The following is a 19,881-nucleotide window of genomic DNA, read 5'->3' on the forward strand; positions in this document are numbered from 1 at the left end:
AAATTATTGGTTTAGGTAATCTATAGCCAGTTGAGACATTGTTTTTACACCCAGTAACATTCCGCTTTCATCTATGAAAAAGTCGGGAGTGTGGTGGGGTGCCGGTTCATTGGAATCTAAAGGTTTTCCACCCAGGAAATAATAGAACCCGGGAATTTCTTCCTGGAAGAAAGAGAAATCTTCCCCGCCGGTTGTTGCTTTGGCCAAAACCACATTTTCTTTTCCGGCTACTTTTTGTAATGTCGGTAGCATTTTGCTTGTAAGTTCGGGGTCGTTATAAGTGATCGCAGTATTATTTTGAATTTCAACCGTAGCTTCCCCACCGTAAGCTTCAGCAATTGCAGGAACCATTTCGTTCATTCTTTTCAGAATTAATGCTTTCATATCAGGATCCAAAGTTCTTATCGTCCCAATCATTTCAGCAGTTTCCGGAATGATATTAAAACGAACACCGCTGGTAATTTTTCCTACAGAAATTACCGCCGCCGCATCTACCAATTTAGATTCCCGGCTGATTATGGTCTGCAAACCATCAATAATTTTTGCTGAAATTAAAATTGGATCTGTACCGCTCCAGGGTGCCGAACCGTGAGTTTGTTTTCCTTTTACATTTATTACAAAACGTTCTACCGCAGCCATAGTGCCTTCGGGTTTATATTTAATAGTTCCCACCGGGGTTTCAGAATTTATATGAAGCCCAAAAATCGCATCTACATCAGGATTTTTAAGTACACTTTCTTTAATCATTAAAGAAGCGCCGCCTTCTTCACCCGGTGGCGGACCTTCTTCTGCGGGTTGAAATATGAATTTTACCGTCCCATTTATCTTGTCTTTATTTTTTGAAAGAATTTCTGCAACCCCCATCATAATCGCAATATGAGTATCGTGTCCGCAAGCATGCATCACCCCCGTCTCTGAGCCTAAAAACTCCGTGCGCACTTCAGATTTGAAAGGAAGGTCATTTCTTTCGGTTACCGGGAGTGCGTCAATATCGGCTCTTAAAGCCACAGTTTTTCCTTCGTTATTGCCTTTTAGAATTCCCACTACGCCGGTTTTAGCGATTCCGGTAGTGGTTTCAATGCCGAGACTTTCTAAATGCGCGGCGATCTTTTCTGCAGTTTGTGTTTCCCGGTTAGAAAGTTCAGGATTTTGATGAAAATCCCTTCGCCAGGAAATTACCTGTTCTTCTATCTCTTCGGCAGCCGAATTAATTTGGGGGTCAATTTCCTGCGCCACTAATGTAAAGCTGAAAAGCCCAAGCAGGCTGAATATAATTTTTTTCATAATAAATTTTATTTCGCGCTCAATTTGGATTGCAGAATTTTAAAGATATTAAAAACTTAAACAATTGCTCCAAGCTAATCTGAGTTTGTTTAAAACAAAGTAGGTTTACGGGTTTAAAAATTGTATCATTTTGGTTAATTTCACACATTTAAAAAACTGAAGAGATTGGAAGCTTATTTAGCCGAATTAAATGATGCACAACGTGCGCCTGTACTGCAAAAGGATGGCGCAATGATTGTGATTGCAGGAGCAGGATCTGGAAAAACGCGGGTGCTTACTTACCGTATTGCTTACCTTATGAGCCAGGGCGTAGATCCTTTTAATATTTTATCGCTAACCTTTACCAATAAGGCCGCCCGGGAGATGAAAACCCGAATCGCTAAAATTGTGGGTAACAGTGAAGCGAAAAATCTTTGGATGGGAACTTTTCACTCAATTTTCGCAAAAATTTTACGGTTTGAAGCCGATAAATTGGGTTATCCGTCAAACTTCACCATTTACGATACTCAAGATTCTCAAAGCGTGATCAGGGCGATTATTAAAGATATGCGCCTGGATAAAGACGTTTATAAATATAAGCAGGTTTATAGCCGTATTTCTTCCTATAAAAATAGTTTGATTACCGTAAAAGCTTATTTTCAAAACCCGGAATTGAAAGAGGCCGATGCGATGTCTAAAAAGCCGCGTCTTGGTGAAATTTACCAGGAATATGTGGAGCGTTGCTTTAAAGCCGGTGCGATGGATTTTGATGATCTTTTGCTCAAAACCAATGAACTGTTAAACCGTTTTCCTGAAGTGCTTCATAAATACCAGAATCGTTTTAGATATATTCTGGTTGATGAGTACCAGGATACCAATCATTCGCAGTATTTAATTGTAAAAGCACTCTCAGATAAATTTCAGAATATATGTGTGGTAGGTGATGATGCGCAGAGTATTTATGCTTTCCGCGGAGCAAATATTAATAATATCCTGAATTTCCAGAAGGATTATGATAACGTACAAATGTACCGGTTAGAGCAAAATTACCGTTCTACCAAGAATATCGTTAATGCGGCAAACTCTATTATTGAAAAGAATAAAACCAAACTGGAAAAAATAGTTTGGACGGCAAATGATGAAGGGCCAAAAATTGTGGTGAATCGCCTGCTAACTGATGGGGAAGAAGGAAGATTTGTTGCCGGTTCTATTTTTGAGAACCGAATGCAAAATCAGATGAGTAATGGCGATTTTGCCATTCTCTATAGAACCAACGCGCAAAGCAGGGCAATGGAAGACGCGCTTAGAAAAAAGGAAATTCCGTATAGAATTTATGGTGGACTTTCATTTTACCAGCGTAAAGAAATTAAAGACGTCCTGTCTTATTTAAGATTGCTGATCAACCCAAAAGATGAAGAAGCTTTAAAGCGGATAATTAATTATCCGGCTCGAGGAATTGGACAAACCACGATGGATAGGTTAAGCATTGCGGGAAATCAATATGGGAAAACCATTTTTGAAATTATTGAGAATATAGATCATCTGGATCTAAAGATCAATAAAAGTACGCAGACCAAGCTGAATAATTTCGTGAATATGATTAAGAGTTTCACGATTTTAGCCGAAAATGCCGATGCCTTTACTGTTGCAGATACTGTAGCCAAAAAAACAGGATTGGTTCAGGAATTAAAGAAAGATGGTACTCCAGAAGGAATTGCTAGAATTGAAAATATTGAAGAGTTACTTAACGGGATTAAAGACTTTGTAGAAGGCCAAAAAGAGCTGGCAGATGCTGATGGTTCTTTAGCTGAATTTCTGGAAGACGTCGCCCTGGCTACAGATATGGATAAAGATACCGGTGATGACGATCGCGTGGCGTTAATGACCATTCACCTGGCAAAAGGACTGGAGTTTCCTTATGTATATATTGTTGGTTTAGAAGAAGATTTATTTCCTTCAGGAATGAGTATGAATACCCGAAGCGAACTGGAAGAAGAGCGCCGTTTGTTTTATGTAGCCCTTACCCGGGCCGAAAAACAGGCTTACCTGACCTATACGCAGTCACGTTACCGCTGGGGGAAACTTGTAGATGCCGAACCTAGTAGGTTTATTGAAGAAGTAGACGAGCAGTATATGGATTATATGATTCCGCAGGACGATTATAAATATAAACCGCTGATAGATACTGATATTTTTGGGGATGATATTGATAAAAGCAAACTTCGACAGAGTAAACCTAAAAAGGGAACTCCGCCTCCGGCGCATAAACCAAGCGAATCTCAGTTAAGAAAACTTCGAAAATTAAAACCCGCTAGTCCCGAGCCTCAAAAAGCTACAAACGCTATAAAACTCGAGGCTGGGAATGTAGTGGAGCATATGCGTTTTGGAAAAGGAAAAGTACTTGCTATAGATGGGATAGGGCAGGATAAAAAAGCCGAAATTGATTTTGAAAACGGAGGAATTAAAAAATTACTTTTAAGATTTGCTAAGCTGAAATTGATCTCTTAGAACTCGTTAAACTTCTGTTATATAAAGCCGCTTCATGCGGCTTTCTTTTTACCTTCAAAATAAAAAATGATTAAAGAAGGAAGCACTGTTAGTTGGAAATGGGGAAACGGTAAGGCTAAAGGGAAAGTAACTGAAACTTACACTAGAGAAATTACCAAAACAATAGCCGGAAGTGAAATTACCCGAAAAGGCGAAGAAGGCAATAAAGCACTTTTTATAGAACAGGAGGATGGAAGTAAAGTGCTGAAGCTGGAAAGTGAAGTTTCTAAATTAGATTAGTTAGTCTATTTCAAAAATATCTGCACGAAAATTTGTAAATTCTCAATTACTAAAAAATTATAATTATGGCTGAATTACTTAAAATTTATGACGAAAATCCGAGTCAGAAACATATTAATAAAGTAGTAGAAGTCCTAAGAAAAGGAGGGCTTATAATTTATCCAACAGATACTGTTTATGGTCTTGGGTGCGATATAACCAATACCTCGGCATTAGAAAAAATCGCCCAGATCAAGGGCGTAAAACTTGAAAAGGCTAATTTCTCTTTTATTTGTGAAGATTTAAGCAATCTTTCAGATTATGTGAAACAAATAGATTCTGCAACTTTTAAAGTGCTCAAAAGAAATCTTCCCGGCCCTTATACGTTTATTTTACCCGGAAATAATAACCTTCCAAATGTCTTTAAAAAGAAAAAAACAGTAGGGATTAGGGTGCCCGATAATGCGATTTGTAAAAGTATTGTCGCCACTTTGGGGAATCCGATTGTTTCTACCTCTATTTACGATGAAGATGAAGTAATAGAATATACCACAGATCCTGAATTAATTAAAGAAAAATGGGATCATCTCGTAGACTTGGTAATTGATGGTGGTTATGGAGACAATATTCCCTCTACCGTTATAGATCTTACAAATTCTGAACCTGAAGTAATAAGGGAAGGAAAAGGAAGTATTGAAATTATGTAATTTTAAATCTCTCATTGAGGGTTTAATTCCCCGAGAATGGTCTCGAAATTATAAAATAGTTTTCTAGTTCATACCTCCTAGGTTTCCCCTGGGTTCTTGGTTAAAATTTTGAAAACACGTTAAAAGCCTGCTAAATGCGGGCTTTATTTTTTTAGACTAAGCTTTAGTGCATAACTTAATAAAAAAATAAGCAATGAATTATATAGAGACTAAAAACGAAGAGAAAGGAAATAAGATTAAACTTTTCTATGAAGATTATGGCGAAGGGCAACCGGTGATTCTAATTCACGGCTGGCCTTTAAGTCATAGGATGTGGGAATACCAGGTAGAGAAAATTGTAGATGCGGGGTTTAGATGTATAAGCTATGACCGTCGAGGATTTGGCGACAGTGATAAACCCTGGGAAGGTTATGATTACGATACTTTGGCTTCAGATTTAAACGATGTTATCACTGTATTAGGACTTTCAAAAACAATTCTCGTAGGTTTCTCTATGGGTGGAGGAGAAGTAGCCCGCTTTATTGGAAAATATGGAACTGCAAATATTGAAAAAGCTGCCTTGATCTCTGCTGTGCCGCCTTTTATGCTGAAAACAGACGATAATCCTGATGGGCTTGAGAAAGAAGTTTTTGAAGGTTTTAAAGAGGAGATTAGAAAAGACCGCGCAGGTTTCTTAGCGGGGTTTGGTGATAAGTTTTACAACTTCAGCAAAAATAAAGATCGTATTAGTGAAGACCAGAAACATTATGACTGGAGTATTGCTTGTAAAGCTTCAGCTAAAGCCACACTAGATTGTGTAGATTCTTTTGGATTGACAGATTTTAGAGAAGATCTAAAACAGTTTGATGTACCAACGCTAATAGTCCATGGAGATGATGATGAAATTGTGCCAATAGATATTGCCGGTAAGAAAAGTAAAGATCTGGTTAAGGATAATACTTTTGAAGTAATTAAAGGCGCACCACACGGCCTGGTGATGACGCACAAAAAGGAGTTTAATGAGATCTTATTGCGCTTTTTAAAGAAATAATATTATCAACCTGTTAGAAAATAAAAAACCCCGCAATTGCGGGGTTTTTCTATATTTAAAAGAATCAAAGCTTATTTAGCAGATTTCATTCCTTCTTCGATCATTCCGTAGAATTGATCAAGTTTAGGAAGAACTACAATTCTTGTTCTTCTGTTTTTAGCACGACCTTCAGCAGTTTCGTTGGTTGCAACAGGTACATAGTAACTTCTACCAGCGGCAGTCATTCTAGCTGGCTCTACACCAAACTCATCCTGAAGAATTCTAACTACAGAAGTAGCTCTTTTCACACTAAGATCCCAGTTATCTTCAAACATTGAAGTTTTGATAGCTTTATCATCAGTATGTCCTTCTACCATAAACTCGATGTCTGGCTTGTTTTTAACTACAGTAGCAACTTTACCAAGTACTTCTTTAGCACGGTCGGTTACATTGTATCTTCCACTGTCAAATAAAAGTTTGTCAGAAATAGAAACGTAAACTACACCTTTTTCAACATTTATTTCAATGTCTTCATCGGCCATATTACCCAAAGCACCTTTTAAGCTTGTTACAAGCGCTAAAGTTACAGAGTCTTTTTTGCTAATAGCATCACGCATACTCTGGATAGCAAGGTCTTTTTCTTTAATGCTTTCAAGAGAACGCTCAAGGTTTTCTGCTTCTTTCTTAGAAAGAGTGGCAAGGTCACCTACGTTGTTAAGCAATGCCGCGTTGGTATTGTTAAGTCTTGTGATTTGCTGGTTAAGGTTTTGTTTATCTTCTAAACACGCATTTAATTTAATGGTTGCAGTGTTTAGTTCATCCTGGGTTTGTTTTTGTTTTTCTTCCAGTTCAGCGTATTTCTTATTAGATACGCAAGAGGAAAACAAAAGAACGGCGGTTGCCGATAAAAGCATAATTCGTTTCATAATCTTGTAATTGTTATTAATGTTAGATGATTCAAAAGTATCAAAAAAAAGTAAAGCGGAAAAAGAAGCTTTACTATAAGTTTGAATACCTTTATTTTAATTTAGAAAATTCATTTTTGCCTAAACAAAAATAAGACCAAATAATAGATTTTACCTGATAATATTCAGAGTTTTTTGTAATTCCTCTTCGTTTTCTATGCATTTTTTGAAAATTACGGTAAAAAGCGGTATGCGCCTGCAGGATAGCATATAAATGTGAGAATTTCCCATTTATCAGAAACTTGATTCCCGCAATCCCATCCAGGATCATTCTCATAATTAAAATGCCGTAAACATTAGGTGTGGGAACATTCTTTAAAAGCATATATAAACTGTTTCTGAAATTGAAAAACGTCTTCCTGGGATTCATACTATCCAGGGTAGCACCACCCACGTGGTAAACGTTGGAAATTCCAGAAAATTTTATTTGATAGCCTAAATTATGGATTCGCCAACATAGATCTATTTCTTCCTGGTGGGCAAAAAAATCTTCATCGAGCGCACCGGCCTCCCAATAAACTGTATTTCTAATTGCAAAACAAGCACCGCTGGCCCAAAAAATAGGAGTATCGTCATTATACTGCCCGTGGTCTTCTTCTAAAGTATCAAAGATCCTCCCACGGCAAAATGGATAGCCATATTTGTCTATATAGCCGCCGGCTGCTCCTGCATATTCAAAGTAGTTTTTTCTTTTAAAATCAAGTATTTTTGGTTGGACTGCAGCCGTTTTAGGTTCGTTTTTAAAGATTTCAAGAATAGGGTTTAGCCAGTTTTTAGTAACTTCTACGTCACTATTTAGCAAGACAAAAATATCTTCGGATAAACCGGAAAGCGCATCGTTGTAACCTTTGGCGAATCCGCCGTTTTCCTTATTCTGAATAATTTTGACCTGCGGAAAATTTTCCTGTACAAATTCTACCGAATCATCTGTAGAAGCATTATCAGCTACGTAAATATTGGCACCTTCAGAAAAACGAATTACCGAAGGCAAAAACTGCTCCAGTAAACTGCGGCCATTCCAATTTAAGATTACTACTGCGGTGCTCATTGTTTTTCAGAAGTTTTAGAAGAAATATAATCGGGAATTTCAGGTAGAAAATGATATTTTTCTTCTTTGTAATCAAGTTTGCAGAAGTAATGCTGCAATCCGTTGGTAAGCATTAAATAATCGGCTTTTAAACTCAAATTATACCTGGCGATCTGGTCAAAAACTTCCTGGGTTATTTTAATATGTGGGGCTTTACATTCTATCACCACTTTTATTTTTCCGTCAGGATAAAAAACTACCGCATCATAGCGTTTAGTAAGCTTTCCAAGCTTAAGTTGTTTTTCAACATTAATATGGTTTTTAGGATAATTCTTATCTAAAGTAAGGAATTTAACCACGTGTTGTCTCACCCATTCTTCGGGAGTTAAAACCACAAATTTTTTCCGGAGTTCATCAAAAACGGCTATTTTATTTTCACTATTTTTGAACCGGAACGAATATTTTGGAAAATTAAGCGCTAACATAGGCCAAAAGTAAAAAAGAAAACCACAGCGCAGCAAGCTTCAGTTTAATTTAAAATTCAAAAATCCTTCACCTTAATGGAAGAAGCAAAAGAGATTGTAAATAATATTCAAAAAGGTAGTGTATCGCCGCTTTACTTTTTAATGGGCGAAGAACCTTATTATATAGACAGGATCTCAGATTTTATAGCGCAAAATTTACTGGCAGAAGAAGAAAAAGGTTTTAACCAAATCATTATGTATGGCCGCGATACCAATATAGATGAAATTGTGAGCAATGCCAAGCGCTACCCAATGATGGCGGAAAGACAGGTGATTATCGTTAAAGAAGCACAGGACCTTTCCAGAAGCATAGAGAAACTGGTAGATTATGCCGAAAATCCTCAGCCTACCACCACTTTGGTTTTTTGTTATAAATACAAAAGCCTGGATAAGCGTAAGAAACTTTCTAAAGTTCTAAAGAAAAGTGGGATTTTATTTGAAAGTAAACGCCTCTATGAAAACCAGGTGGCAGACTGGATCATGAAAACCCTGAAGGCAAGAAATTATACCATTTCTCCAAAAGCAGCACAAATGCTGGTAGAATTTTTAGGAATTGATCTGGGGAAAATTGATAACGAATTAAATAAACTTCAACTAATTACGCCTGAAGGAACTCAAATTACCCCAGAGCTTATTGAGCAAAATATAGGAATAAGTAAAGACTTTAATAATTTTGAACTGCGGAAAGCCATTGGAATGCGAGATTCTTTAAAGGCGCATCGCATTGTAAATTACTTCGCGCAAAACCCGAAAGACAACCCAATGGTGGTGACCATTTCGCTCTTATTTTCTTATTTCTCACAAATTATGCAATATCACGGCCTCCCCGATAAATCTAAGGCTAACGTGGCCAAACAGCTAAAAGTGCATCCTTATTTTGTTGGGGATTATATAGCCGCAGCAAAAAATTACCCGATGAAAAAAGTGAGTCAGGTAATTGGTTTGTTGCACGAAAGCGATGTTAAAGGAAAAGGCGTGGGCGCGGTGAATATTTCTCACGGCGATTTACTTAAAGAATTAATGGTTAAGATCTTAAATTAAAATGGGTAAAATAAATTCATGGATTAGCGCTGCCCGGTTAAGAACTTTACCATTATCGGTTTCCGGAATTATTGTTGGAACCACCATTGCGGTTAGCGAAGGTGTTTTTAGTATTACTATTTTTAGTCTTGCACTAGCCACCACTTTAGGATTACAGGTGCTTTCAAATTTTGCTAACGATTATGGCGATGGGGTAAAAGGAACCGATAACGAAGATAGGGTAGGCCCGCAACGCGCCATACAAAGCGGACTTATTTCTCAAAAGGAAATGTTTCAGGGAATTGTAATCACTGCAATTGTTACCTTTTTATTTGCTGTTTTACTTATTTATGCTGCTTTCGGGAAAGAAAATTTAGGTTATGCTCTATTTTTTTTCCTACTGGGAGTTGGGGCAATTGCTGCGGCAATAAAATATACAGTTGGTAAATCGGCTTACGGTTATCGTGGGCTGGGAGATGTTTTTGTGTTTATTTTCTTTGGTTTGGTTGCTGTGTATGGCTCCTATTTTCTATATGCACATCAATGGAACTGGTTAGTGTTGCTTCCGTCATTCAGTATTGGTTTTTTAAGTATGGGGGTTTTAAATCTCAATAATATGCGCGATAGAATTTCTGATGAAAAAGCGGGAAAGAATACTCTTGTAGTGAAACTCGGGGCTAAAAATGCCAAAAACTATCATTATGCACTTATTCTGGGAGCCATACTTTGTTTGGTTTTATTCACCGTACTTACCCTGGAAAGTGTAAACGATTTTCTTTATCTGCCGGCTTTTATTCCCTTAATACTACATCTTAAAAGAGTGGTAGAGAATGAAAATGCAACTTTATTAGATCCTGAACTTAAAATTTTAGCCCTTTCAACCTTTGCCGCCGCCTTACTTTTTGGTTTAGGCCAGATATGGTAAGAAGTTTAACAAAATTATATATTTGAGCATTTCTAAACTTTTTCAGCGAATCCCTAAATTAGGGCGAACATAAAAATTATATTATGAAAATCACGTATTACGGACAAAGTTGCTTCGGAATTAAAATAGCAGATATCAATGTTTTGGTAGATCCGTTCATTACCGGGAATGAACTGGCCAAAGATAAAATCAATATCAAAGACATTAAAGCTGATTATATTTTACTCACCCACGCACACCAGGATCATACTTTAGATGCTGAAGAAATTGCCAAAAACACAGGCGCTGTAATTGTGAGTAATTTTGAGATCGCAAATCATTACGAAGAAAAAGGCATTGAGGTTCACCCAATGAATCACGGCGGAAGCTGGGATTTTGAATTCGGAAAAGTAAAATACGTGAATGCAATTCATACCAGCTCTTTTCCCGATGGAAAATACGGCGGCCAACCCGGCGGATTCGTAATTGAAGGAGAACACAAAAATATTTATATTGCCGGCGATACTGCGCTTACTATGGATATGAAATTGATTCCGCAGCGCACTACTTTAGATCTTGCAATTTTGCCTATTGGCGATAATTTTACAATGGGTGTAGAAGATGCCATAGTAGCCAGTGATTTTGTAGAATGTGACAAAGTTTTGGGTTGCCATTATGATACTTTTGGTTATATTGAAATAGACCACGAAGAAGCAAAAAGAAAATTCTTTGATGAGGGTAAAGACCTTATGCTTCTTGAAATAGGAGAGAGCCTGGAACTTTAATTTCCACTTTTTTCCCAATAAAAATATATGCAGGCAGATTATAAAAAGTATATCTTAAAATTTAAGCGCCCCAGCGGAACTTCGCGGGGCGTTCTTACTACTAAAGAAACCTGGTTTTTAAAAATAACCGATGCTGATAAAGTTGGTTACGGTGAATGCGGTATTCTTAGAAGTCTGAGTGTGGATGATAGGCCAGATTATGAAGAAAAACTGCAATGGGTTTGCAACAATATTAATTTGGGCGAAACGATACTTTGGGAAGAGTTAAAAGAATTCCCCAGCATCCAAATAGGAGTAGAAATGGCTTTTAGATCTTTAAATGCCAAAAATCCTTTTGAAATATTTCCTTCAGAATTTACAATAGGAAAAGCTTCAATTCCCATTAACGGATTGATATGGATGGGGGAGAAATCATTTATGAAATCCCAGATTCAGGAGAAAATTGAAGCGGGATTTGATTGTATTAAAATGAAAATTGGTGCGATAGATTTTGAAACCGAACTGGAGCTTTTAAAATATATTCGCTCTGAATTTTCTTCCGAAGAAATAGAATTACGCGTAGATGCAAATGGAGCTTTTAAACCTGAAGAAGCCCAGGAAAAACTGAAGCGTTTAAGTGAATTTCAATTACATAGTATAGAGCAACCTATAAAACAGGGACAGCTGAAGGAAATGACAGATTTATGCCTGAAAACTCCGCTGCCAATCGCTTTAGACGAAGAATTGATTGGCGTTTTTAATGTAACAAAGAAGAAGGAATTGTTACATACAATAAAGCCACAGTATATAATTTTAAAACCCAGTTTAATCGGTGGTTTTAAAGGCACACAAGAATGGATAGATTTAGCCGAAGAAAACAATATTGGCTGGTGGATCACCAGCGCTTTAGAGAGTAATGTGGGGCTAAATGCAATTTCACAATTTACTTATACCAAAAACAATAAAATGCCCCAGGGACTTGGCACCGGAAATTTATACACCAATAATATTCAAAGTCCGTTAGAGGTAGAAAAAGGAAATATTCAATATAATCTAGCTAAAAGCTGGGAATTTAATTTTTAGTAAATGTATATAGCGCAGGCGTTTCGGTATCATCATGAATTATGGAGATACATTATTGGGGTAGTTATAATTATGATTGCGGTTTTTATGGCCCAAATCCCATTTCTGATAGCTCTTTTTTTGGAAGGTGGGTTTGATGCCGCTATGGACGAAACAGCAGTCCTAAAAGTCTTTGATTCTAATTTAACGTTGTTTTTCTTATTATTACCTTTTGCAGCCGGACTGGTGGCGGTTTTTTTCAATGCAAAATACCTGCATTCGCAGCCATTAAAAACCTTAACCACTACTCGAAAGAAGCTAGATTGGAGCCGGTTTTTCTTTGCTTTTACCCTGGTAGCTATCTTTACTATCTTAACCACCCTGGGATATTATTTCTTTTATCCTGAAGATTATCAGTTAAATTTCGAACCCACCTCATTTCTTATTTTGGTAGGAATTGCCGTTATATTTATTCCACTGCAAACCAGTTTTGAGGAATATATGTTCCGTGGATATTTAATGCAGGGATTGGGTGTGTTTGCTAAAAATCGCTGGGTTCCATTATTTCTAACTTCTATCATTTTTGGCGGGCTGCATTATTTTAATCCAGAGGTAGGCCAGCTGGGAGATATAATTATGATACACTACATTGGCACGGGATTCATGCTTGGCATTATGACGCTAATGGATGAAGGTCTTGAACTGGCGCTTGGCTTCCATGCCGCTAATAATTTGGTTGCGGCGCTATTGGTTACTGCCGACTGGACTGCTTTCCAAACTGAATCTATATTTAAAGACGTTTCTGCGCCCATAGCAGGTTTCTGGGATGTGGCTATTCCAGTATTTATAATTTATCCCCTTTTTCTTTTCATAATGGCTAAAAAATATGGCTGGAATAATTGGAAAAATAAACTTTTCGGAAAAGTAGAAAAGCCAGAAACCTTAAAACTTTCAGAAGAAAGTTAAATTTATCATTACAATTTGCTAACTTTCAATATGTAGAAATGTAACATATTTGGTTTTAAATATGGCAGATAAATACAAAGTACCGGAAACTCATCCCGATTTCAGGCTGAATAAACGACATTATTCCAATGCCGAACTGCATTTAGTGGCCTATAGCTTTATAAAAGAAGGAGAGGCATTTGAAGAGAAAATAGGAAGTTTCCTTTTAGACTGGATCAAGCCTTCAAAATATGTTGAGGTAAAAACTTCTGGCTCTACCGGGAAACCAAAAATTATAAGGATCAAAAAAGAGCAGATGATCAACTCTGCCATTGCAACTTCCCGTTTCTTTGATCTTCCTGAGAAAACTACTGCTTTACTATGTTTGCCCGCTACCTATATTGCCGGGAAAATGATGCTGGTTCGGGCAATGGTTTTGGGCTGGCAATTAGATATGGTGCCACCTTCCTCAAATCCTTTAGACCAGGTTTTTAAACGTTATGATTTTTGTGCAATGACGCCGTTTCAATTAGATAATTCGGTTGGGCGTCTGCATCTTATAAAGAAACTTATTGTTGGCGGTGGTGCGGTTTCGCCCAGGCTTCAAAAAATGGTAAAAGAAGTTAGCACCAAGGTTTATGAAACTTATGGAATGACGGAAACCGTTACCCATATTGCCGCAAAAAGGCTAAATCCATCAAAAAACAGGAAAAAATCCCGTCCTTTTAAAGTTTTGCCGAATATTAATATTTCGCAAGATGATAGAGGTTGTTTAGTGATTAAGGCTCCTAAACTTTCAGATGAAATAATTACCACTAATGATGTGGTGGAGATTCTTACCTACAAGAAATTTATTTGGAAAGGGAGAATAGATAACGTGATCAATTCTGGCGGAATAAAACTTCATCCAGAACAAATTGAAAAGAAGCTTTCCAAAATTATAGATCAGCGCTTATTTGTAACGGCAATGCCAGATGATTCCTTAGGGGAAAAACTGGTGCTTTTTGTTGAAAATGAATTTTCAGAAGATTTTCTGCAAAAACTAGAAAGAGAGATTAATGAATTAAAAAGTCTGGAAAAATACGAGCGGCCTAAAAAAATCTATTTTATAGAAAAATTTGAAGAAACCCATACGGGTAAAATTCATAGAGAAAATACCTTTAAAAGCAAGGTGAATTAGTTCCATATGTATAAATTATTATTGGTTATTGCGCTGTTGTGTGTTTTAAATACTTCGGCTCAAATTCTTCCTGAGCGTGAAAGAGCTACTGTTATAAATGAAATTTTAAACGATAAGTTTAAAAATCTTCTCCCCGATTTAATGGATAAGGCAGCAGTAGATATGTGGATTATAATTTCCCGTGAATATAACGAAGATCCTGTATTACGCACCATGTTACCAGCTACCTGGTTAAATGCAAGAAGACGCACTATTCTCGTTTTTAGCAGAAATAAAGAAACTGATACTTTAGAAAGCCTTGCGGTAGCCAGGTATGAAGTTGGAGAAAGTATAGAAGCAGCCTGGGATCCTGAAAAGAAACCTGAACAATGGAAAGCGTTAATTGATATTATAGAAAAACGAGATCCACAAAAAATTGCACTGAATTCTTCAAAAAATTATGGTTTGGCCGATGGACTGGTAAAAACAGATTCTGACGAATTTATGGATTACCTACCATTGAAATATAAAAACCGTCTTGTGTCTGGAGAAGACTTAGCAGTAGGTTGGATTGAAACCAGGTCCCAGATGGAAATGGAGATTTATCCCCAGTTGGTTGAAATTACTAAAAATATTATCAGGGAAGCTTTTAGCGAAGAAGTGATTATTCCGGGAGAAACTACCACTGAAGATGTGGTTTGGTGGATGAGACAAAAAGTAACCGATCTTGGACTGGAAACCTGGTTTCATCCCACTGTGTCTATTCAAAGGGATGAAGAAGCGTTGGAAGACCATATTTCGGCATTCTCATCTAATAAAGAAGGAAAGATAATCTATGATGGAGATTTGCTTCACTGTGACTTTGGGATCACTTATTTAAGGTTGAATACCGATTGCCAGCAAATGGCGTACGTTTTAAAACCAGGAGAAACTGAAGCTCCAGAGTTTCTTCAGCAAGCTTTTAAGAAAGGAAACCAGGTTCAGGATATTTTAACCGAAAATTTCGAAACAGGAAAATCTGGAAATCAGATACTTTCAGAAAGTTTAGACCAGGCGAGGGAAGAAGGCTTGAAACCTATGATTTACACCCATCCGCTGGGATTATATGGGCATTCTGCCGGCACAACTATTGGAATGTGGGATTCACAGGACGGCGTGCCCGGGAGTGGGGAATATCTTCTAAATGAAAATACAGTTTACGCAATAGAACTCAATACCAGCGTATTTTTGAGAGAATGGAACCAGGAAATTAGAATAATGTTAGAGGAAGCAGGGTTTTGGGGTGAAGGAGGCTTCAGTTATTTAAACGGAAGACAGGAGGAATTAATACTTATTTCATCAGAGTGATTTTTTGATCAATAAGAAAGAGTTAGGTATATAAAAAAACCTGCAGAATTAAATAATCTGCAGGTTGTTGAATAAACAAATTTTCTTATCTATTTTATATAAGCAGAAGTTATATAAAATTCCAGGTCGTTTACCTTTATTTTATCCAGCGCAATATTCTGTTTTAAATTCTGCCACTCGTTTGTAGGATAAATTCTAATTTCCTTTCCATCAACCAAAATATCTACCGGCATTTTAAAATGCTCAACATCAGCTATCCATCTTGCCTGGGTTTTACCTTCTTTTTTTCTGAATTGTAATTTCGGTAAATCAGTATGTCTTAGATATTGATCAAAAATAGGTTCTAGGTCTACCCCGGTAGCTTCATCAAAGAAATTTTCAGTAGTTTCGGTATCGATGATCTGGTGTTTATAAGTTTCGGTGTAATCTTTTAATGTTTTCCACCATAATTCATCGTTATCATAAATGCTACGAATGGTATTCAATAAATTGGCGCCTTTAAAATACATATCTCCAGAGCCTTCGCTATTCACACCATAATCCCCAATAATTGTTGCATTATTACCAAGGCCTCGGCGAGTTCCTTTAAGATATTCCAGGGCTTCTTCCTTGCCCCAGCGGCACTCTACATAAACAGCTTCCGAATAGGAAGTAAAGCCTTCGTGAATCCACATATCCGCAATATCTTTCGCGGTAATACTGTTACCATACCATTCGTGACCAGATTCATGAATAATAATATAATCCCACTTCAGGCCAATTCCTGTGCCGGACAGGTCATTACCCAGGTAGCCCATTTTATACTCGTTTCCATAGGCTACGGCACTTTGGTGTTCCATCCCCAGGTAAGGAGTTTCAATTAGTTTGAATCCATCTTCCACAAAAGGATATTCCCCGAATTTTTCATAAAAGCAATCCATCATTGGTTTAACTTCCTTGAATTGCTCTTTAGCTTTCTCCAGGTTGTAAGGCAAAACGTAATAATCGAGATCTAGATCGCCATACGAGTCAGAGAAATGCTCATAATTCGCGATATTGATCATTACGTTGTAATTATTGATAGGATTCACGGTTTTCCAGCTCCACTCGGTATAACCGTTTCCTAAATCTTTTTCTCCTAAAAATTGCCCGTTAGAAACGTTCATCAATCCGTTTGGAACTGCGATATCTAACTGAACTTCTTCCGGCTCATCGCTTTGGTGGTCTTTATTTGGATACCAAAGGCTGGCACCGGTTCCCTGAACCGCAACACCAATCCACGGATCTCCATTATCATCTTTATCCCAAACAAAACCGCCATCCCAGGGTGCATTTTTTGCTACAATGGGTTTTCCGGAATAATAAAATTGAATTTCTCCTTTTTCATTGGCTTTTACCGTTTCTTCCAACTCGATAAAAACCGCATTGTGTTTTCTTTCGTAAGTTAAAGTTTTCCTATTCTGAAGAATAGAATCCACTTTCATATCTTCAAAAAGGTCTATTTGAATGGTAGAAAGATTATCTTCAGCAATAAAACTAATAGTATTGGAGCCTGAAATAAATTGCTTTTCGGGTTCCACTTTAAGCTTTAAATGATACTTCTGAACATCAAAGGCGCGCTCGGGTCTTAATGAGCCTCTAAGTGAATCGGCTTCGGTATAATCCCCTTGCTTGTCGCTTAATACCTGGGCGAAGGAAATGTTGATTGCTGCAAGTGAAACGGCAAGAATAAAAATTAATTTTTTCATATCTATTTTAAAATTAATAGTTGGTATGAACAACCTCTAATACAATATTTTTATGTTTTTTCTTGAGTTCTCGAAAATCAGCGTGAAGTTTTTCGAATTCTTCAAGATCTACACCTTTACAAACTCCGTAGGAATAATGATATTTAAGTAAGTCCAGATCAATACTGGTTAACTCCCTGGGTTTTCTACAGGCTGAAAGATAGCTTTTGCAAGCTAATTTTTTTGAACTCTGAAAATAGCCTAGGGAACGAAAAAAATGAAATTTTAATAATTCCATTTTATACGAATCCTTCTGAATCAGACTGGTATTAAGTTTTAAATCTGTTTTGTAAATCTGATTTCTACCATTCCAGTGAGCATAATATCCGCTTTTCCCTAAAATTCTAGGCTCAAAATCTTTATTGTGTTCAGAATTCAGGTAATAAACTCTATAATTTGAGTCATCTGCGTTATCAACTCTTTTTATATTTAAGGAGTCGATATCGTTTGAAATGTTATTAGCAAATTGCATCAGTTTATTGGCGTGTACAGGTGGGACGCTTGGCTCAAAATACACTTTTACAGAATCTTTCCAATAACGCATAAACAGCTTTTTTTCTGAAAAACTGTCTGTATTGTAAACCACATTCTTATAAAGCTCCAAAAACATACTGTCTTTTGGTTCATAGGGCACCTTCACTTTATTCTTATCTATGGTCGATTTATAATCTGCTGAAACCTGTACTAGGGTATCCCTATTGTAAAAACGGAAATTGGTACTATCTTTTTTAGTTATTTTATTCCCAGCTTCCTTATAGTTTGAAATTGGGATGTAATTCCTAACAATTGTATCCTGAGAATACGATACAGTTATTATAAAAAAGAATAGCAGACCTACACTTTGTTTTAATGTTTTTTTCATGTTTGAATTACTCCTACATTAAAGTCTTTTTCAATAGGCGCGTGGTTGGCGGCTTCAATTCCCATAGAAATCCATTTCCTGGTATCTAAAGGATCTATCACTGCGTCTGTCCATAATCTCGCCGCAGCATAGTAAGGTGAAGTTTGTTCGTCGTAGCGGGATTTAATGGCTTCAAAAACCTCTTTTTCTTTTTCTTCGTCAACTTTTTCGCCTTTTTTCTCCATAGCGGCGGTTTCAATTTGCGCTAAAACCTTAGCGGCCTGGGTTCCTCCCATTACTGCAAGTTCTGCACTTGGCCAGGCTGCGATTAGTCTTGGGTCGTATGCTTTTCCACACATGGCATAATTTCCTGCCCCATAAGAATTCCCCATAATTATGGTGAATTTTGGAACTACCGAATTACTTACCGCGCTTACCATTTTAGCTCCGTCTTTAATGATGCCGCCGTGTTCGCTTTTGCTACCAACCATAAATCCGGTAACATCTTGAAGAAAAACAAGCGGGATTTTTTTCTGGTTGCAATTTGCTATAAATCGCGTCGCTTTATCGGCAGAATCTGAATAAATCACTCCACCAAACTGCATTTCCGTAGGTTTCGTTTTCGACGCCGTAGTTTTTACAATTTTACGCTGATTAGCAACAATTCCCACGGCCCAACCATCAATCCTGGCGTAGCCGGTAATAATGGTTTGGCCATAACCTTCTTTATATTCTTCAAATTCTGAACCATCTACCAAACGGGAAATAATTTCCCGAACATCGTATTGGTCGCTGCGTTTTTTAGGAAGAATTCCGTAAATATCTTCCTGATTTTCCTTTGGTTTTACAGCTTTTTTATGACTAAATCCGGCTTTATCAAAATCGCCCATTTTATCCATAATATTCTTTATGCGGGTAAGCGCGTCTTTATCGTCTTTCGCTTTATAATCGGTCACTCCACTAATTTCGCTATGTGTAGTAGCACCGCCCAGGGTTTCGTTATCTACAGATTCTCCAATGGCGGCTTTTACAAGGTAGCTTCCGGCAAGGAAAATACTTCCGGTCTTTTCTACGATAAGTGCTTCATCACTCATAATTGGAAGGTAAGCACCACCTGCCACACAACTGCCCATCACCGCTGCAATTTGGGTGATTCCCATACTGCTCATCACAGCGTTATTTCTAAAAATTCTTCCGAAGTGTTCCTTGTCAGGAAAAATTTCATCCTGCATAGGTAAATATACCCCGGCACTATCTACCAGGTAAATAATTGGAAGTCGGTTTTCAATGGCTATTTCCTGCGCGCGAAGGTTCTTCTTTCCCGTAATAGGAAACCAGGCGCCGGCTTTTACAGTGGCATCATTAGCAACTACAATACATTGTTTCCCGGAGACATAGCCCATTTTCACCACCACACCACCAGAAGGGCAACCACCGTGTTCTTCGTACATTCCTTCCCCGGCAAAAGCACCAATTTCTATTGAATTGGATTTATCGTCCAGTAAAAAATCGATTCGCTCCCGGGCGGTCATTTTTCCTTTGGCGTGATGTTTTTCTATGCGCTTTTCACCACCACCAAGCTTTACGCGTTTAAGTTTATGATTTAATGAAGAAACCAAAAGTTTATTATGGTCTTCATTTTTATTGAATTTCATATTCATATATTATGATTTTTTAATTCCTGAAATTAGAAAAATCTTCTAAATAGGTAGAAATAATATCAAAATTTCAGTAAATTTTAAATTTACAGCCGTCTTTTGGCTAAAATACAAAATAGCGTGAATTCTACTTATGGTTTGGGAATGTAAAATA

18 protein-coding genes are annotated in these 19,881 nt (G+C 37.3%); 11 read left to right on the forward strand and 7 right to left on the reverse strand.

The window, feature by feature from the left end; all coding sequences use genetic code 11:
- Window positions 1–3: 3 nt before the first annotated feature.
- Window positions 4–1,284 (reverse strand): amidohydrolase, encoded by a 1,281-nt coding sequence (locus tag B4F31_RS04250; RefSeq protein WP_286760697.1) that lies wholly within the window; start codon window positions 1,282–1,284, stop codon window positions 4–6.
- A 165-nt stretch (window positions 1,285–1,449) separates the two neighbouring features.
- Between B4F31_RS04250 and B4F31_RS04255 the strand changes: the two genes are divergently transcribed.
- From B4F31_RS04255 to B4F31_RS04270, 4 genes are all read left to right on the forward strand, one after another.
- On the forward strand, window positions 1,450–3,771 hold the full coding sequence (locus tag B4F31_RS04255; protein WP_075326043.1) for an ATP-dependent helicase: 2,322 nt from the start codon (window positions 1,450–1,452) through the stop codon (window positions 3,769–3,771).
- 66 nt (window positions 3,772–3,837) lie between these two features.
- A complete protein-coding gene (locus tag B4F31_RS04260; RefSeq protein WP_075326044.1) occupies window positions 3,838–4,050 on the forward strand; it encodes a DUF2945 domain-containing protein in 213 nt (70 codons plus the stop codon).
- Window positions 4,051–4,115: 65 nt separating this feature from the next.
- Window positions 4,116–4,736 carry an L-threonylcarbamoyladenylate synthase gene (locus B4F31_RS04265; RefSeq protein ID WP_075326045.1) on the forward strand — a complete coding sequence of 207 codons (621 nt, stop codon included), beginning with the start codon at window positions 4,116–4,118 and terminating at the stop codon, window positions 4,734–4,736.
- 193 nt (window positions 4,737–4,929) lie between these two features.
- Window positions 4,930–5,766: an alpha/beta fold hydrolase gene (locus B4F31_RS04270; RefSeq protein WP_093306377.1), complete on the forward strand. Its 837-nt coding sequence runs from the start codon at window positions 4,930–4,932 to the stop codon at window positions 5,764–5,766.
- Window positions 5,767–5,837: 71 nt separating this feature from the next.
- On the opposite strand, the gene B4F31_RS04275 is transcribed toward B4F31_RS04270, so the two are convergent.
- The 3 genes from B4F31_RS04275 to B4F31_RS04285 all read right to left on the reverse strand — a co-directional run bounded on the left by B4F31_RS04275 (window position 5,838) and on the right by B4F31_RS04285 (window position 8,222).
- Complete coding sequence (locus B4F31_RS04275) at window positions 5,838–6,671, reverse strand: OmpA/MotB family protein (protein WP_075326047.1); 834 nt, start codon at window positions 6,669–6,671, stop codon at window positions 5,838–5,840.
- Window positions 6,672–6,762: 91 nt separating this feature from the next.
- On the reverse strand, window positions 6,763–7,758 hold the full coding sequence (locus B4F31_RS04280) for a glycosyltransferase family 2 protein (RefSeq protein ID WP_075326048.1): 996 nt from the start codon (window positions 7,756–7,758) through the stop codon (window positions 6,763–6,765).
- Complete coding sequence (locus B4F31_RS04285; protein ID WP_286760698.1) at window positions 7,755–8,222, reverse strand: type I restriction enzyme HsdR N-terminal domain-containing protein; 468 nt, start codon at window positions 8,220–8,222, stop codon at window positions 7,755–7,757. Before B4F31_RS04285 ends, B4F31_RS04280 begins: the two co-directional genes overlap by 4 nt.
- A gap of 75 nt (window positions 8,223–8,297) precedes the next feature.
- On the opposite strand from B4F31_RS04285, the gene holA reads away from it, so the two are divergent.
- The 7 genes from holA to B4F31_RS04320 all read left to right on the forward strand — a co-directional run bounded on the left by holA (window position 8,298) and on the right by B4F31_RS04320 (window position 15,462).
- Window positions 8,298–9,302, forward strand: a complete 1,005-nt coding sequence (holA, locus tag B4F31_RS04290) for a DNA polymerase III subunit delta (RefSeq protein WP_075326050.1) — start codon at window positions 8,298–8,300, stop codon at window positions 9,300–9,302.
- Window position 9,303: 1 nt separating this feature from the next.
- Window positions 9,304–10,206: a 1,4-dihydroxy-2-naphthoate octaprenyltransferase gene (menA, locus tag B4F31_RS04295; RefSeq protein ID WP_286760699.1), complete on the forward strand. Its 903-nt coding sequence runs from the start codon at window positions 9,304–9,306 to the stop codon at window positions 10,204–10,206.
- Window positions 10,207–10,289: 83 nt separating this feature from the next.
- Window positions 10,290–10,970 (forward strand): metal-dependent hydrolase, encoded by a 681-nt coding sequence (locus tag B4F31_RS04300; RefSeq protein ID WP_075326052.1) that lies wholly within the window; start codon window positions 10,290–10,292, stop codon window positions 10,968–10,970.
- A gap of 27 nt (window positions 10,971–10,997) precedes the next feature.
- Entirely contained in the window at window positions 10,998–12,032 is a 1,035-nt protein-coding gene (locus B4F31_RS04305) for an o-succinylbenzoate synthase (protein ID WP_286760700.1), read from the forward strand.
- Between the two features lie 3 nt (window positions 12,033–12,035).
- Complete coding sequence (locus B4F31_RS04310) at window positions 12,036–12,977, forward strand: CPBP family intramembrane glutamic endopeptidase (protein ID WP_286760701.1); 942 nt, start codon at window positions 12,036–12,038, stop codon at window positions 12,975–12,977.
- Between the two features lie 61 nt (window positions 12,978–13,038).
- A complete protein-coding gene (locus tag B4F31_RS04315) occupies window positions 13,039–14,136 on the forward strand; it encodes an AMP-binding protein (protein WP_075326055.1) in 1,098 nt (365 codons plus the stop codon).
- A gap of 6 nt (window positions 14,137–14,142) precedes the next feature.
- Window positions 14,143–15,462 carry a M24 family metallopeptidase gene (locus B4F31_RS04320; protein ID WP_093306334.1) on the forward strand — a complete coding sequence of 440 codons (1,320 nt, stop codon included), beginning with the start codon at window positions 14,143–14,145 and terminating at the stop codon, window positions 15,460–15,462.
- 89 nt (window positions 15,463–15,551) lie between these two features.
- Here the strand turns inward: B4F31_RS04320 and B4F31_RS04325 are convergent, their stop codons facing one another.
- Genes B4F31_RS04325 through B4F31_RS04335 form a run of 3 tightly spaced genes read right to left on the reverse strand, consistent with a single transcriptional unit; the run spans window position 15,552 to window position 19,730 of the window.
- Entirely contained in the window at window positions 15,552–17,189 is a 1,638-nt protein-coding gene (locus tag B4F31_RS04325) for a M1 family metallopeptidase (RefSeq protein WP_093306332.1), read from the reverse strand.
- A 13-nt stretch (window positions 17,190–17,202) separates the two neighbouring features.
- A complete protein-coding gene (locus B4F31_RS04330; RefSeq protein ID WP_093306330.1) occupies window positions 17,203–18,090 on the reverse strand; it encodes a hypothetical protein in 888 nt (295 codons plus the stop codon).
- Entirely contained in the window at window positions 18,087–19,730 is a 1,644-nt protein-coding gene (locus B4F31_RS04335; protein ID WP_093306328.1) for an acyl-CoA carboxylase subunit beta, read from the reverse strand. Before B4F31_RS04335 ends, B4F31_RS04330 begins: the two co-directional genes overlap by 4 nt.
- Window positions 19,731–19,881: the final 151 nt, after the last annotated feature.

It is taken from the genome of Salegentibacter sp. UBA1130, from assembly GCF_002311535.1.
GTDB lineage: Bacteria > Bacteroidota > Bacteroidia > Flavobacteriales > Flavobacteriaceae > Salegentibacter > Salegentibacter agarivorans.

Coding starts and splice junctions, on each gene's coding strand:
- B4F31_RS04250 (WP_286760697.1), bottom strand. CDS start 1,284: ATGAAAAAAATTATATTCAGCCTGCTTGGGCTTTTCAGCTTTACATTA.
- B4F31_RS04260 (WP_075326044.1), top strand. CDS start 3,838: ATGATTAAAGAAGGAAGCACTGTTAGTTGGAAATGGGGAAACGGTAAG.
- B4F31_RS04265 (WP_075326045.1), top strand. CDS start 4,116: ATGGCTGAATTACTTAAAATTTATGACGAAAATCCGAGTCAGAAACAT.
- B4F31_RS04270 (WP_093306377.1), top strand. CDS start 4,930: ATGAATTATATAGAGACTAAAAACGAAGAGAAAGGAAATAAGATTAAA.
- B4F31_RS04275 (WP_075326047.1), bottom strand. CDS start 6,671: ATGAAACGAATTATGCTTTTATCGGCAACCGCCGTTCTTTTGTTTTCC.
- B4F31_RS04280 (WP_075326048.1), bottom strand. CDS start 7,758: ATGAGCACCGCAGTAGTAATCTTAAATTGGAATGGCCGCAGTTTACTG.
- B4F31_RS04285 (WP_286760698.1), bottom strand. CDS start 8,222: ATGTTAGCGCTTAATTTTCCAAAATATTCGTTCCGGTTCAAAAATAGT.
- holA (WP_075326050.1), top strand. CDS start 8,298: ATGGAAGAAGCAAAAGAGATTGTAAATAATATTCAAAAAGGTAGTGTA.
- menA (WP_286760699.1), top strand. CDS start 9,304: ATGGGTAAAATAAATTCATGGATTAGCGCTGCCCGGTTAAGAACTTTA.
- B4F31_RS04300 (WP_075326052.1), top strand. CDS start 10,290: ATGAAAATCACGTATTACGGACAAAGTTGCTTCGGAATTAAAATAGCA.
- B4F31_RS04305 (WP_286760700.1), top strand. CDS start 10,998: ATGCAGGCAGATTATAAAAAGTATATCTTAAAATTTAAGCGCCCCAGC.
- B4F31_RS04310 (WP_286760701.1), top strand. CDS start 12,036: ATGTATATAGCGCAGGCGTTTCGGTATCATCATGAATTATGGAGATAC.
- B4F31_RS04315 (WP_075326055.1), top strand. CDS start 13,039: ATGGCAGATAAATACAAAGTACCGGAAACTCATCCCGATTTCAGGCTG.
- B4F31_RS04320 (WP_093306334.1), top strand. CDS start 14,143: ATGTATAAATTATTATTGGTTATTGCGCTGTTGTGTGTTTTAAATACT.
- B4F31_RS04325 (WP_093306332.1), bottom strand. CDS start 17,189: ATGAAAAAATTAATTTTTATTCTTGCCGTTTCACTTGCAGCAATCAAC.
- B4F31_RS04330 (WP_093306330.1), bottom strand. CDS start 18,090: ATGAAAAAAACATTAAAACAAAGTGTAGGTCTGCTATTCTTTTTTATA.
- B4F31_RS04335 (WP_093306328.1), bottom strand. CDS start 19,730: ATGAATATGAAATTCAATAAAAATGAAGACCATAATAAACTTTTGGTT.